This is a genomic window from Streptomyces prunicolor (genome assembly GCF_045162825.1).
GTDB lineage: Bacteria > Actinomycetota > Actinomycetes > Streptomycetales > Streptomycetaceae > Streptomyces > Streptomyces prunicolor.
Genome location: NZ_CP108676.1, coordinates 3,626,965 through 3,641,171, shown reverse-complemented (window position 1 = coordinate 3,641,171; position 14,207 = coordinate 3,626,965). Strand labels below are relative to the sequence as shown.

Here is a 14,207-nt window from a genome sequence, read left to right as displayed (position 1 = left end):
ATGCCCCGCGTAAAGCACAGCCCAGCCTCGGAGGGAAGCCACATGTCAGGGGACCCGCAGGACGACTGCCTCTTCTGCAAGATCGTCGCAGGCCACATCCCGGCGACGATCATCCGAGAGACGCCCACCACCGTCGCGTTCCGGGACATCAACCCCCAGGCCCCGACCCACGTCCTGGTCATCCCCCGCGTCCACTACCCCGACGCCGCCTCCCTCGCCGCCGCCGAACCCACAGTCGCCGCCGACGTACTGCGCGAGGCCGGCGAGGTGGCAACCGACGAAAAGCTCGACAGCTACCGCGTCATCTTCAACACCGGCAGCGGCGTGGGCCAGACCGTGTTCCACGCCCACGCCCACGTCATGGGCGGCCGCGGCATGCAGTGGCCCCCCGGTTAACTCACCGTGTCCGTACGCGAATTGGTGGTCCTCGGCACCGCCAGCCAGGTCCCCACCCGCCACCGCAACCACAACGGCTACCTCCTCCGCTGGGACGGCGAGGGCATCCTCTTCGACCCCGGCGAGGGCACCCAGCGCCAGATGCTGCGCGCCGGGGTGGCCGCGCACGACCTGAACCGCATCTGCGTCACCCACTTCCACGGCGACCACTCCCTCGGCCTCGCGGGCGTCATCCAGCGCATCAACCTGGACCGCGTCCCGCACCCGATCACCGCCCACTACCCGAAGTCGGGCCAGGGCTTCTTCGACCGCCTGCGCTACGCCACGGCGTACCGCGAGACAGTCGGCATCACGGAGTCGCCGGTGTCGTCGGACGGTGTGATCGCCACCGTCGGGAACTACACCCTGGAAGCCCGCAAGCTCTCCCACCCCGTCGAGTCCTACGGCTACCGCCTCACCGAACCCGACGGCCGCCGCATGCTCCCCGACCGCCTCGCCGCGCACGGCATCAAGGGCCCGGACGTGGGCCGCATCCAGCGCGAGGGTGCGATCGGCGATGTCACGCTCGACGACGTCAGTGAGGTACGGCACGGCCAGCGTTTCGCGTTCGTCATGGACACCCGCCTCTGCGACGGAGTGCACGCCCTCGCGGACGGCTGCGACCTGCTGGTCATCGAGTCGACGTTCCTGGACGAGGACGAGCAACTGGCCGTAGACCATGGTCACTTGACCGCAGGGCAGGCGGCGAGGGTGGCGCAGGAGGCAGGCGTGCGGCACTTGGTGCTCACCCACTTCAGCCAGCGCTACTCCGAGCCGGAGGAGTTCGAGCGGCAGGCGCGGGCGGCGGGCTACGAGGGTGAGCTGACCGTGGCGCACGATCTACTCAGGGTGCCGGTTCCGAAACGGCGGTAAAACACCCGTACGATACTTCGATGCCCATTCCCAAAGCCGAACTGCACCTGCACATCGAAGGCACCCTGGAGCCCGAGCTGGCCTTCGCGCTCGCGGCCCGCAACGGCGTCGAGCTGCCGTACGCGGACACCGAGGAACTCCGGAAGGCGTACCTCTTCGAGGACCTCCAGACCTTCCTGAACCTCTACTACGAGCTGATGGCCGTCCTGCGCACCGAGCGGGACTTCGAGGACCTCGCCAACGCCTATCTCGCCCGCGCCGCCGCGCAGGGCGTACGGCACGCGGAGATCTTCTTCGACCCGCAGGCGCACATCGCGCGGGGCGTGGACATGGGCACGGTGGTGGAGGGCCTGTGGCGGGCGCTGGGCAGCAGCGAGACCAACCACGGCATCTCGACCCGGCTCATCCTGTGCTTCCTGCGCGACGAGTCCGCCGACTCGGCCATGGAAACCCTGGACGCGGCGAAGCCGTACCTCGACCGCATCACCGGCATCGGCCTCGACTCGGCCGAGGTCGGCCACCCGCCGGTGAAGTTCCGCGAGGTGTACGAGGCCGCCGCCGCGCTGGGTCTACGACGCGTCGCGCACGCCGGTGAGGAGGGCCCGCCGGCCTACATCACCGAGGCGCTGGACGACCTCGGCGTGGAGCGCGTCGACCACGGGCTGCGGTGCATGGAGGACGAGGAGCTGGTGGCGCGGCTGGTGCGGGACCGCATCCCCCTGACTCTGTGCCCCTTGTCGAACGTCCGGTTGCGCGCGGTGGACGTCCTCGCCGAGCACCCGCTCCCGGCGATGCTGGAGGCGGGCCTGCTCTGCACGGTCAACTCCGATGACCCGGCCTACTTCGGGGGTTACGCGGGTGACAACTTCGACGCGGTGCGCGAGGCCCTGGGCCTGACCGAGGAGCGGCTGCGCGAGCTGGCCCGGAACTCCTTCGTGGCGTCCTTCCTGGAGGACGACGAGGAGCGCCGGACGCGGTATCTCGCCGAGGTCGAGGCGTACGTCTTCTAGGCGTCGCACCCCCAACTGCCCCGGGGAGTCGGCCGATTGGGGCCGGTTGAAGTTCTTTGCCGTCTCTTGACAAACAACTGAAGATCGTATTTAGGTTTGCCTTACCTAAGTTGATGCGGCCGTTGATCCGGCCGCCGACCGGAAGGCACTCCCACCATGAGATCCGTCCTGTCCGCCAGTACCACCGCCCGCACCGCCGCCCGTGCCGCCCTCGCCGTCAGCGCGTCCGCCGCGCTGACCCTGGGCCTGGCGACCTCGGCCTCCGCCGCGACCTCGACCCGCTCGGTCGTCGACGGCACCACCACCTACAACCTGTCGCTGACCGCACCCGGCACGGCGGCAGCGGCGGGCCAGGTCATCACGGTCACCGGTTCCGGCTACAACACCAGCCAGGGCGTGTACGTCGGCCTGTGCGCGGTCAGCGGCGCGCAGGGCGCGGCCAAGCCGACGCCGTGTCTCGGCGGACAGGACGAGACCGGCACGACGGGCGCCTCGCACTGGGTCAACAACACCTTCGGCGGCCTGTTCGCCAACAGCTCCACGTTCGGCACCGGCGGCACCTTCAGCGTCCAGATCTTCGTCAAGGCCACGCTCGACGACGGCCGGGTCTGCGGCGAGGACGTGGACTGCGCGATCGTCACCCGCGCCGACCACTTCGACAGCGAGGACCGCAAGTACGACGTCCACGTCCCGGTCACCTTCCAGTGAGAGCCGACAGACGTCCGGCGGCGCTCCTGGGCGCCGCCGCGCTGGTCGCCGCCTCCGCCCTGGCCTTCGGCGCGTTCGGGACCGGCCCGAGCGCGCAGGCCGCCGCCGGCACCCCGAAGACGGCCCTGGGCAAGGACGGCCAGAAACTCGCGGTCTCCGCCTCCGCCGGACTCGACCCGGCAGGCGACACGATCCGCGTCACCGGCGAGGGCTACGACACGGCCAAGGCGATCTATGTCGCCGTCTGCAAGGACAACGGCGACAACCGCATCCCCAGCCCCTGCCTCGGCGGCGCCGACACCGGCGGCACCGGCAGCACGTCGAAGTGGATCGTGCCCGAGGGGGACCCGTACGCGGGCGACCTCGCCCAAGTCTGGGGCGCGGGCGGCACGTTCGCCGTGGACATCGGCGTCGAGGCGAAGGACAGCGGCCTCGACTGCACCCAGGTCGTCTGCGCGGTCGTCACCCGGGTCGACCACCGCAACGCGGGCGACCGTTCCCAGGACGTGCGCATCCCGATCACCTTGGAGGGCCAGGACCCCGGCAGTGATGGCGGCGACGGCGTGGACATGCCCGCCGGGACCGTCAGCTACGTCCGGGCGGCGGAATTCACCACGGCGGGCCGCCCCCTGGACGTGATGCTGCACCCCAACTCGGGGAAGCTGTACGTCGGTTCGGACAACATCGTCGACACGGCCGACGTGAGCGAGCAGGGCCTGTACGCGCTCGACCCGGCCGACGGCAGGCTCCTCAGCCACATCCCGCAGGCCCCCGGCTCCACCGGCGCGCTCGCCGCCCGTGTGGTCCCGCAGATCATCGCGCCGCTCTCCGGAGACGGCGTCGTCTTCCACTACCCCCTGCGTGGCATCGGTACGGCAAAGGACGGTGACACGGCCGCGAAGGGCGTCTGGCTGACGGGCGCAGCGGTCACCGGCGCGGGCCCCGGCACCACCGCGACCACCGTGCTGGTCGCCCAGGGCCCGATCCTCTCCGAGACAGAGACCGCAACCGGTGTCGTGCGGCGCACCCTCACTCTCGACGGCGGCTCCGAACTCGGCGTGGACACGGCGCACGCCGCCGCCTGGTCCACCGGCCTCTCCGGCGGACAACTGCGCCGCATCGACACCACCACCTTCGCCGTCACCGCCACCGCCGAACTCCCGGAAGGCGCCGTCTACTTCGTCGAACCCGACCCGGAGACCGGCAACGTCTGGGTGGGCAGCGGCAGTTCGGTCCTCGTCTACGACAAGGACGCCAAGCTCCTCGCCACGCTGGAGGACGTCGACCGGGCCACCGCCATGGCCTTCGACACGTCCACCCACCGGGCCTTCGTGCTGCGTGAGGACTACGGGAACGCCGACGCGGGCGCCGACTTCATCGGTTCCCTCCAGGTGTTCGCCAGCGCGACCTTCGAGAAGGCCGCCGAGACGCTCGCCCTCCCGGGCAGCCGCGCCAACACGACCGCGGGCGTCGCCGTCACCCCCGGCGGTGCCACCGTCTACGTCACCAACCAGGCGGAGGGCGAGGTCCTCAAGCTCGACCGCCGGATGTCCCCGAAGGTCACCCAGGCCCCCACCGACCAGTCCGTCGCCCCGGACGACGAGGTCACCCTCGCCGCCGCCGCCGACGGCACCCCGCAGCCCACCGTGCGCTGGCAGACCAGCTCCGACGGCGGCCAGACCTGGTCCACGATCGAGGGCGCCACGCAGAACGCGTACGCCTTCACCGCGAAGACCTCGCACGACGGCTACCGTTACCGCGCCGAGTTCACCAACTCCGTTGGCACGACGCGTACTTCACCGATGACCCTCACGGTCACCGAGCCCGGCGACGGGACGGACGGCGGAACGGACGGCGGGGCCACGGGCGGAGACGCGTCCGGCGGCTCGGGTACTACGGGTAGTACGGGTTCCACGAGTACGACAGGTAGTACGGGCTCCACGGGTAGTGCGGGTACTACGGGCGGGACAAGCACGTCCGGTGGCACGTCCGGTTCGACGGCCGGCGGTACTACGGGAACGGGAACGACGGGAGGCACGACCACCGAGGCCTCCACCTCGACCGCCGGCAGCCTCGCCGCCACCGGAGTCGCCGTGGGCACGGTCGCCGCCCTGGCCGCGCTGCTCACCGGCGTCGGCTGGTACCTGCACCGCCGGGCCCGTGGAGGCGCCCGCCCGGGTCAGTAGGTCACGGTCTCCCGGACCCCGGCGCGGCGCTCGCCCGCCGGGGGCCCGGCGATGTCGTAGGAACCCTGCGCGGGTACGGCCGGAAGGCCCACCGGGAGGATCTCCACGACCTCCTGTTCCCGCGCGCCGATCTCCGGTACCGGTCCCGTAGGTATGCCGCCGGACGCGGCGACCACGGCGGCCGGGGTGCCGCCGCGCCGCCGGACCGTGCCCGGCAGCAGCAGCCGTCCACCGGTGTGGAGCGCGACCCCGGTCATCGGTACGGCGATCACGATCAGCCCCACGGCGAGGATCGCGCCCATCGCCGGGAACCCGGCCCGCGCCGACAGCAGGCTGCCCACCAGCGGTCCCGCCGCCGTACCCAGCGACGAGGCCGAGCCGACGAGGACGGCCCAACGCCCGCGCGGATCAAGGGAGGCGGCGAGGCCGAGGAGGTAGGACAGGACGATCGGGTAGAGGGTGTTCCAGGCGATCTCGCCGGTCGCGAACGTCCTCAGGTCGTGCGCGGACGCGCTGAGCACGATGCAGCCCGCGATGAGCGCCGTCCCCGCGCCGATCGGCACCGCGCGCCCCAGCCGGGCCCCGAGCGCGCCCGCACCGATGACACCGACGAGGGCGGTACCGAGGGCGATCGCGAAGACCGCGCCGACGGTGACCTCGGAGAGGTGCGCCTGGGTGAGGCCGATGCGGCCACTGACGCCCCAGAGGGAGTTCTGGGCGAGGGACCAGCACAGCAGGGTGGCGGCGAGGACCAGTCCGGCGCGGCGGTGGGGGAGCCCGGCGGTCTCCACGCGCGTGTGCGGTGTCGCCGTACGGACGGGGAGGCGGCCGGTCAACGGCCATACGGCGAGCGAGGTGAGGGCGATCGCGGCGAGCGGCTGGCCGTGGCCCGCGCCGAGGTGCGGAACCGTCAGATACACGGCGCCCGCGAGCGCGGACACGCACAACAGGCCGAGGGTGGAAGCGCGGTGGGGGTCTCGTTCGGCGGCGATCCCGGACGCGGCGACCGTGGTGGCCGTACCCGATCCGAATCCGCCGACCACCGCGCCCGCGACGACCGCGGGGACGGCGTGGGTGAACGCGGCCGAGCCGTACCCGAGCACGGCCAGCGCGAGGCCGATCCGGGCGAGGGTGCGCGGGCCGACCCGGTCGACGCGCGAGGCGAGCAGAAACCCCGCCGCGGCCGAACTCAACAGCAGCGCACTGCCGACGGCACCGGCCTGTGTGGCGGACAACGGCAGCCCGGCGTCGAGGCGGCCGACGGTGGTGGGCAGGAGGTAGGGGGCGAGGTACCCGGCCGTGAAAAGGGCGACGAGGGGCCAGGGCGTGGTGGTGCGGGCGAACACGGGCGTTCCCAGGGCATGCGAAAGAAGCGGCTCAAGAAGGGGGTTGGGCGACGACCGTCGACGGACAGGAACGCGCGGCCAATTTGTATCAAGCACGCGGTTCGCGAAAGAAGGGCGGGGGGTGTGATCTGGGGCACGTTCAGTTTGGGGGCTGGGGGACCGGGTAGACGAGCGCCCAATTTCCGGTGCCGGGCGGCGTCGTTAGGCCTGTCCGGCACGTGTTCATGCAGGCCGGCACACTCGGCCCGTCCGGCGCCTTTCAACTCCGGCGCCTCTCAACACAGGCCCGCATTATTCAGCCCGTTGGGGGTCCCCCCTCTGGGGGAGTTTGAGGACGAGGCCGTTCAGGCCGAAGCGGGGGTCCGGGGGCGCAGCCCCCGGAAGGTGCGCCCGCTACCGCCAGTGCACAGCCCCACCCGCCCCGGCCGCCGCCCCTTCGATCTTCGCCCGCACCTCCCGCATCACCGCGACGATCTCCCCTTCGTGCTCCGGCGTAAGCCGAACCACCGGCACCGAGCAACTGATCGCGTCCAGCGCCGGGTTGTCGTACCGCAGGGCGAACCCGAACCCGACGATCCCGACGACCCCCTCCTCACGGTCGACCGAGTAACCCCGGGCGCGAATCGAAGCGAGGTCGGCGACCAACGCCTCCCGGGACGTGTGGGTGTTGGGGGTCGCGGCCTCGTACGGCCCGTCGGGCAGCTCGGCGTCCGGCCGTTCGGCGAGCAGCGCCTTGCCCAGGGCGCCGACGTGGGCCGGCAGCCGTCGCCCCACCCTGCTGATGGTCCGCAGGTACTCGTGCGACTCCCGCGTCGCCAGATACGCCACGTCCCGCCCGTCCAGCCGCCCCAGATGGATCGTCTCGCCGAGCGTCTGGGACGCCTCGTCGAGATACGGCCGTACGGCCCTCACGCGCGGGTCGGAGTCCAGATAGCTCGTGCCGGTGAGCAGGGCGTGGATGCCGATGCCGTAGAGCGAGCCGGTGATGTCGGTGCGGACCCAGCCGTGCGCGATCAGGGTCTGGAGGAGGGCGTACATCGAGCTGCGCGGCACGCCCAGCGCGTCGGCGAGTTCCTGGAGGCGTGCGGGACGGTCGCCGCGCGCGGCGAGCAGTTCGAGCAGCTCGACCGTGCGGGCGGCGGACTTCACCTCACGGACGCCACCGGGCTCTGACATGGGGCGATGTTAGCGAGCACGGGTGCCCCATTGACGGTCGAGGTTCGCGTATCTAACCTCTGTCTTCATACATGGATAACGTCTACATAGGGAGATGGCCGCGAGATGGCCTCAGTGAACGGCGAAACGGAGAACGGCGAAACGGAGACCGTGGTGCGCAGGCTCCGGGACGGGATGGTGGCCGGTGTGCTCTCCTTCCCGCTCACCTCCTTCCACGACGACGGCTCCCTCGACCCCGACGGCTTCCGCACCCATGTCGCGGCCCGGATCGCCACCGCCCCCGGCGCCGTGTTCCCCGCCTGCGGCACCGGCGAGTTCTTCTCGCTCGACGAGGACGAGTACCGCACGGTCGTCACCATCGCCGTCGAGGAGGCGGCCGGCAGCGTCCCCGTCGTCGCCGGAGTCGGCTACGGCTGGGCACAAGCCGCCCGCTTCGCGCGCATCGCCGAGGAGGCCGGCGCCGACGCGCTCCTCGTCCTGCCGCACTACCTCGTCGCCGCCCCGCAGGACGGCCTGGTGGCCCAGCTGGAGCAGCTCGCCGCCCGCACCCGGCTCCCGCTCATCGCCTACCAGCGCGGCCAAGTCACCTTCACCGCAAGCTCGTTGAAGCGCATCGCGGCGATCCCCGGCGTCATCGGCCTCAAGGACGGCCACAGCGACCTCGACCGCCTGCAACGCCTCACACTCGCCGCCCCCGAGGGCTTCCTGTTCTTCAACGGCGCCTCGACCGCCGAGATCCAGGCCCGCGCGTACGCCACGGTCGGCGTCCCCGCGTACTCCTCGGCCGTCCACGCCTTCGCCCCGGAGATCGCGAACGCCTTCTTCGCGGCGTTGCAGGTCGGCGACGACAAGACGGTCGAGAAACTCCTGCGCGACTTCTACGTCCCGCTCGTCGAACTCCGCGACCGGGTACCGGGATACGCCGTGTCGCTGGTCAAGGCGGCGGCCCGGCTGCGCGGCCAGCAGGTGGGACCCGTGCGCGCCCCGCTCACCGACCCCTCGGCCGCCGACCTGGCCGAGCTCACGACCCTGCTCACCACCGGACTCGACCTCGTAGGAGCCGCGCTGTGAACCTCACCATCGCCGACGTCCGACTGACCCCGATCCTGGTCGCCGACCCGCCCCTCCTGAACACCCAGGGCGTCCACCAGCCCTACACCCCGCGCCTGATCGTCGAGATCGAGACGGCCGACGGGATCACCGGCCTCGGCGAGACCTACGGCGACACCAAGTACCTGGAACTGGCCCGGCCCTACGCCGACAAACTGATCGGCCGTCAAGTCAGCGATCTGAACGGCCTGTTCACTGTCGCCGACGAGGTCGCCGTCGACAGTTCGCGGGTCTCCGGGCAGGTCGACGTGGGCGGGCTGCGCGGGGTCCAGACCGCCGACAAGCTGCGCCTGTCCGTCGTCTCCGCCTTCGAGGTCGCCTGCCTCGACGCCCTCGGCAAGGCGCTCGGACTGCCCGTGCACGCGCTGCTCGGGGGCAAGTTGAGGGACGCGGTCGAGTACAGCGCGTACCTGTTCTACAAGTGGGCCGACCACCCCGAGGGCGTCGCGAGCGAGAAGGACGACTGGGGCGCCGCGATCGACCCGGCCGGAGTCGTCGAGCAGGCACGGAAGTTCAAGGAGCGGTACGGCTTCACGTCTTTCAAGCTCAAGGGCGGGGTCTTCCCGCCCGACGAAGAGATCGCCGCCGTACGGGCGTTGGCGGGGGCCTTCCCCGACCACCCCCTCCGCCTTGACCCCAACGGCGCCTGGTCCGTGGAGACTTCGCTGAAGGTCGCCAAGGAACTCGGCGATGTCCTCGAATACCTGGAGGACCCGGCGCTGGGCACCCCCGCCATGGCCGAGGTGTCCGCCGGGACCGACGTGCCGCTCGCCACCAACATGTGCGTGACCACGTTCGCCGAGATCAAAGAGGCCTTCACGAAGGACGCCGTACAGGTGGTGCTCTCCGACCACCACTACTGGGGCGGACTGCGCAACACCCAGCAACTGGCCGCCATCTGCCGCACGTTCGGCGTCGGCATCTCCATGCACTCCAACACCCATCTCGGCATCAGCCTCGCCGCGATGACCCACGTCGCGTCGACCGTCCCCAACCTCCACCACGCCTGCGACTCCCACTACCCCTGGCAGTCGGAGGACGTCCTCACCGAACGCCTCACCTTCACCGACGCCAAGGTCACCGTCTCCGACGCCCCCGGCCTCGGCGTCCAACTCGACCGCGCCAAGCTGGAGTTCCTGCACCAGCGCTGGCTCGACGACGACGGCTCACTGCGCGACCGCGACGACGCGGCGGCGATGCGGATCACCGACCCGGAGTGGGTGACGCCTTCGATGCCGCGCTGGTAGGGGCGTACGACGCCGCCGGGCGCGGCCGGATCCGGACGCGCCCCCGCGGTGCCCGTGGACGGACCGGCACCGGGCGCGGCACCCGCCGTAGCGCGCGGACCTGCGGTCGGCCGGTACCGGCGCGACGGGCGGCACCGGAGCGGGAGCCGCCCCCACGCGCGCGTGGTGGTGCACACTGGCCTGATCCGTATCACGTCAGGGAGCGCACCGTGACCGCGTCCAACGCGTCCACCGGAAAGGGACCGTCGTCCCGCAGCGAAGGGCCGTCCTGCGGGGTCGATCCGCTGGCCGGGCTGCGCACGGCGGACGATCCGCCCTGGGACGTGTACCTCACCGGCACCGTCTTCCTCGACATCATCTTCACCGGGCTCGAATCCGCCCCGGTGCGTGGCACCGAGTCCTGGGCGCGCGGGATGGGGTCGAGCCCTGGAGGCGTCGCCAACATGGCGACCGCACTTGCCCGGCTCGGCCTGCGCACCTCCCTCGCCGCGGCCTTCGGCGACGACCACTACGGCGAGTACTGCTGGGACGCGTTGGAACAGGGCGAGGGCATCGACCTCTCCGCCTCCCGGACCGCGCCCGGCTGGCACTCGCCGGTCACCGTGTCGATGGCGTATGAGGGCGAACGCACGATGGTGTCCCACGGCCACGAGCCGCCCCCGGAAGTCGTGTTCGGCCAAGGGGGCGCACCCGACTGCCCGCCACGCGCGCGTGCCGCCGTCGCCTCCCTCACCCCCGGCAAGCAGGCACCCTGGGTCGCCCAGGCCGCGAGCGAGGGCACCCGGATCTTCGCCGACGTCGGCTGGGACGACACCGGCGCCTGGGACCTCGCCGGACTCGCCGACCTCGCGCACTGCGAGGCGTTCCTGCCGAACGCCGAGGAAGCCATGCGCTACACCGGCGCCGACTGCCCCCGCGCCGCCGCCCACGCCCTCACCGAACACGTACCCCTCGCGGTCGTCACCCTCGGCGCGGACGGCGCCTACGCCGTGGACCGGCGTACCGGAGAGTCCGCCGAGGTCCCGGCGATCGCCGTCGAGGCCCTCGACCCCACCGGCGCCGGCGACGTCTTCGTGGCCGGTTTCGTCACCGGCACCCTGGCCGGCTGGCCGCTCGCCGACCGCCTCGCCTTCGCCGGACTCACCGCCGCCCTCTCCGTCCAGGAGTTCGGCGGCTCGCTCTCCGCACCGGGCTGGTCCGAGATCGGCGCCTGGTGGCGCAAGGTGCAGTCGGTCGAGGGCCAGGACCCGACGGCCCTGCGCCGGTACGCGTTCCTCGCGGGACTCGTACCGGAGGAGCAGGGCAGCGGCAGTCCGTGGCCGTTGCGGCGGGCGGTGCCGACGATCGGGTTCGGCCGGTCGACGTAGGGGTTGGAGCGAGGGACCGGATCACCTGCTGCCCGGCCGGACATTCGCCACCAAGCCACCCAGTCGGCCAGCCACCAAGCACCCCGGCCGGTCAGGGTGAACGTTCCTGCTCAGCCGCCGCGCCGACCTCCTCAGCGAGCCCCCGCCCGCTCCACCACACCACCGACCACGTCCCGTACGGCCTCGAAGACCGCCTCGGGCAACGTGCCGAGCGGCGTCAGTGCCAAGGCGCGCAGCACCCGGCCCGTGTCCGTGTCGTACGGGACGGTCTCGCTGAGCACGTCGTAGCCGTCACGCACGGCGACCCGCAGGACGGGCGCGTCCGCCCCCACGGCCGCCGCGACCACGAAGGGGACCTCGCCCCGCAGCTGGTCGGTCAGCTTGCGGTAACCGCTGGCCACGGGCTCGCGCCAGTGCAGACTCAGCAGCAGGGGCCGCTTCGCGAGCAGCTCGGCGAGGTCGGTCTCGACGGGACCGTCCGCTTCCAGGACGACCGCGCGGGCGTCCAGCACCAGCGCCGCCGGCAGCAGACAGCGCAGCGTGCTGCCGACGATGTTGCCGCCGACCGTCGCGGTCCGGCGCACCGCACCGGTGCCCACCCCGCCCGCGGCCTTGCGCAGCACCTCCGGCACCCGCTCGTCTATCTCGTGCAGCAGTACGGCCGAGCCCAGCGTCCCGTCCCCGATCACCTTCGCCTCGGGCAGCTCCCGCAGGGACACCGCCTGCTCGGGGAAACCGTCCCGTTGCCAGCCGGCCCAGACCAGGGTCGCCCCTCCGACGGGCACCGCCCCCTCGGCCAGGCACGACTGTGCTTCGGACACGGACCTGGGCAGACGCACGAGCACAGCGGCCGACCTGCTTTCCCTGCAAGGCTTACTTGGCGGACATAGCGCATTGTCCGTACAAGCGAGGGGGCGCGAACAGGGCTCACGGCGTCACCCCGCGCGCCTCCCCTGCGCCGGACCCGCTCCCGGAGCACGGCCGGACCCGCTCCAGGAACGAGCCCGGACCCAGTCCCGGGACCGGCCGGGATTTCGTGGCCCGACGGTCACCGAAAAGCCCTACGGCGTTGTCAGTGCCCCGGCGTACCCTGGGAATCACCAGGCCGCCCTTGTGGCGGGCGAGTCTTTTCGAGGAGGACGAGCAAGGCCTACAGAGCCGGCCCATGACTCAGACACCCACAGCTCACACCCCCGCGCAGGAGCAGGCGAAGGCACGGTTCACCGTCCCCGCCCAGCATCCGATGGTCACCGTCCTGGGGTCCGGAGACGCCCTCCTGCGCGTGATCGAGAAGGCCTTCCCGGCGGCCGACATCCACGTCCGGGGCAATGAGATCAGCGCGGTCGGCGACGCCCGCCAAGTCGCCCTCGTCCAGCGCCTGTTCGACGAGATGATGCTGGTGCTGCGTACGGGGCAGCCGATGACGGAGGATGCGGTGGAACGCTCGATCGCCATGCTGCGGGCGAGTGAGAACGGGGATGGTCCCGAGGAGACACCGGCCGAGGTGCTCACCCAGAACATCCTGTCCTCGCGAGGCCGCACGATCCGCCCCAAGACCCTCAACCAGAAGCGGTACGTCGACGCGATCGACAAGAACACGATCGTCTTCGGCATCGGCCCCGCCGGCACCGGCAAGACCTACCTCGCCATGGCCAAGGCGGTCCAGGCCCTGCAGGCCAAGCAGGTCAGCAGGATCATCCTGACCCGCCCGGCGGTCGAGGCGGGCGAGCGCCTCGGCTTCCTCCCGGGCACCCTCTACGAAAAGATCGACCCGTACCTGCGCCCCCTGTACGACGCCCTGCACGACATGCTGGACCCGGAGTCGATCCCGAAGCTGATGGCGGCGGGGACGATCGAGGTGGCACCGCTGGCATACATGAGGGGCCGCACTTTGAATGACGCCTTCATCATCCTGGACGAGGCCCAGAACACGAGCCCCGAGCAGATGAAGATGTTCCTCACCCGGCTCGGCTTCGAGTCGAAGATCGTGATCACCGGTGACGTGACGCAGGTCGACCTGCCGAGCGGCACGAAGTCGGGGCTGCGGCAGGTGCAGGACATCCTGGAGGGGCTCGACGACGTGCACTTCTCCCGCCTGTCGTCGGCGGACGTCGTCCGGCACAAGCTGGTCGGCCGTATCGTCGACGCGTACGAGAAGTACGACAGCGAGAACGGTACGGAGAACGGCACCCACAAGGGTGCCCGTGACAAGCGGAAGTAGATCAGCACGACCATGTCGATCGACGTCAACAACGAGTCCGGAACCGAGGTCGACGAGCAGGCGATCCTCGATATCGCCCGCTACGCGCTCGCGCGGATGCGCATCCACCCGCTCTCCGAGCTCTCGGTGATCGTCGTGGACGAGAACGCCATGGAGCAGCTCCACATCCAGTGGATGGACCTGCCCGGGCCGACCGATGTCATGTCCTTCCCGATGGACGAGCTGCGTCCGCCGAGCAAGGACGACGAGGAGCCTCCGCAGGGGCTGCTCGGTGACATCGTGCTGTGCCCGGAGGTCGCCACGAAGCAGGGGGCCGAGGCCGAGACGCAGCACACCATGGACGAGGAGCTCCAACTCCTCACCGTCCACGGTGTGTTGCACCTCCTCGGCTACGACCACGAGGAGCCGGACGAGAAGGCCGAGATGTTCGGCCTCCAGGCCGCCATCGTGGACGGCTGGCGCGCGGAGAAGGGCCACACCGGCCCCTCCCCGGCGCCGACGGTCTCCTAGGGCACCGGGGCACCCCTT

At 71.2% G+C, this 14,207-nt stretch carries 13 protein-coding genes; 10 read left to right on the top strand and 3 right to left on the bottom strand.

Annotated features, from left to right (window positions below; translation table 11 throughout):
* Window positions 1–42: 42 nt before the first annotated feature.
* The 5 genes from OG588_RS16320 (at window position 43) to OG588_RS16300 (ending at window position 5,212) form a co-directional block, all read left to right on the top strand.
* Window positions 43–396 carry a histidine triad nucleotide-binding protein gene (locus OG588_RS16320; protein ID WP_405947938.1) on the top strand — a complete coding sequence of 118 codons (354 nt, stop codon included), beginning with the start codon at window positions 43–45 and terminating at the stop codon, window positions 394–396.
* Window positions 397–402: 6 nt separating this feature from the next.
* Entirely contained in the window at window positions 403–1,308 is a 906-nt protein-coding gene (locus tag OG588_RS16315) for a ribonuclease Z (protein WP_405947937.1), read from the top strand.
* A 20-nt stretch (window positions 1,309–1,328) separates the two neighbouring features.
* Window positions 1,329–2,318, top strand: a complete 990-nt coding sequence (locus OG588_RS16310; protein ID WP_405947936.1) for an adenosine deaminase — start codon at window positions 1,329–1,331, stop codon at window positions 2,316–2,318.
* Window positions 2,319–2,474: 156 nt separating this feature from the next.
* Window positions 2,475–3,026, top strand: a complete 552-nt coding sequence (locus OG588_RS16305) for a hypothetical protein (RefSeq protein WP_405947935.1) — start codon at window positions 2,475–2,477, stop codon at window positions 3,024–3,026.
* Complete coding sequence (locus tag OG588_RS16300; protein ID WP_405947934.1) at window positions 3,023–5,212, top strand: hypothetical protein; 2,190 nt, start codon at window positions 3,023–3,025, stop codon at window positions 5,210–5,212. The genes OG588_RS16305 and OG588_RS16300 overlap by 4 nt, the downstream gene beginning before the upstream one ends.
* Here the strand turns inward: OG588_RS16300 and OG588_RS16295 are convergent.
* Together OG588_RS16295 and OG588_RS16290 are read right to left on the bottom strand one after the other, a co-directional pair.
* On the bottom strand, window positions 5,206–6,558 hold the full coding sequence (locus tag OG588_RS16295) for an MFS transporter (protein WP_405947933.1): 1,353 nt from the start codon (window positions 6,556–6,558) through the stop codon (window positions 5,206–5,208). The two genes, OG588_RS16300 and OG588_RS16295, sit on opposite strands and share 7 nt — an antisense overlap.
* A gap of 393 nt (window positions 6,559–6,951) precedes the next feature.
* Window positions 6,952–7,734 carry an IclR family transcriptional regulator gene (locus tag OG588_RS16290; protein WP_405947932.1) on the bottom strand — a complete coding sequence of 261 codons (783 nt, stop codon included), beginning with the start codon at window positions 7,732–7,734 and terminating at the stop codon, window positions 6,952–6,954.
* Between the two features lie 105 nt (window positions 7,735–7,839).
* Here OG588_RS16290 and OG588_RS16285 point away from each other — a divergent pair, with 105 nt between their 5' ends.
* From OG588_RS16285 to OG588_RS16275, 3 genes are all read left to right on the top strand, one after another.
* The gene (locus OG588_RS16285; RefSeq protein ID WP_405947931.1) at window positions 7,840–8,805 is read left to right on the top strand and encodes a 5-dehydro-4-deoxyglucarate dehydratase; all 966 of its coding nucleotides are present in this window, start codon (window positions 7,840–7,842) and stop codon (window positions 8,803–8,805) included.
* Entirely contained in the window at window positions 8,802–10,091 is a 1,290-nt protein-coding gene (locus OG588_RS16280; protein ID WP_405947930.1) for a glucarate dehydratase family protein, read from the top strand. Before OG588_RS16285 ends, OG588_RS16280 begins: the two co-directional genes overlap by 4 nt.
* Before the next feature lie 209 nt (window positions 10,092–10,300).
* Complete coding sequence (locus OG588_RS16275) at window positions 10,301–11,458, top strand: carbohydrate kinase family protein (RefSeq protein ID WP_405947929.1); 1,158 nt, start codon at window positions 10,301–10,303, stop codon at window positions 11,456–11,458.
* A 131-nt stretch (window positions 11,459–11,589) separates the two neighbouring features.
* Here the strand turns inward: OG588_RS16275 and OG588_RS16270 are convergent, their stop codons facing one another.
* The gene (locus OG588_RS16270) at window positions 11,590–12,303 is read right to left on the bottom strand and encodes an FAD binding domain-containing protein (protein ID WP_405947928.1); all 714 of its coding nucleotides are present in this window, start codon (window positions 12,301–12,303) and stop codon (window positions 11,590–11,592) included.
* Window positions 12,304–12,623: 320 nt separating this feature from the next.
* On the opposite strand from OG588_RS16270, the gene OG588_RS16265 reads away from it, so the two are divergent.
* Both OG588_RS16265 and ybeY read left to right on the top strand, forming a co-directional pair.
* A complete protein-coding gene (locus OG588_RS16265; protein ID WP_033285958.1) occupies window positions 12,624–13,679 on the top strand; it encodes a PhoH family protein in 1,056 nt (351 codons plus the stop codon).
* Window positions 13,680–13,691: 12 nt separating this feature from the next.
* Window positions 13,692–14,189 (top strand): rRNA maturation RNase YbeY, encoded by a 498-nt coding sequence (gene ybeY, locus OG588_RS16260; RefSeq protein ID WP_019064210.1) that lies wholly within the window; start codon window positions 13,692–13,694, stop codon window positions 14,187–14,189.
* The last annotated feature ends 18 nt before the right edge of the window (window positions 14,190–14,207 follow it).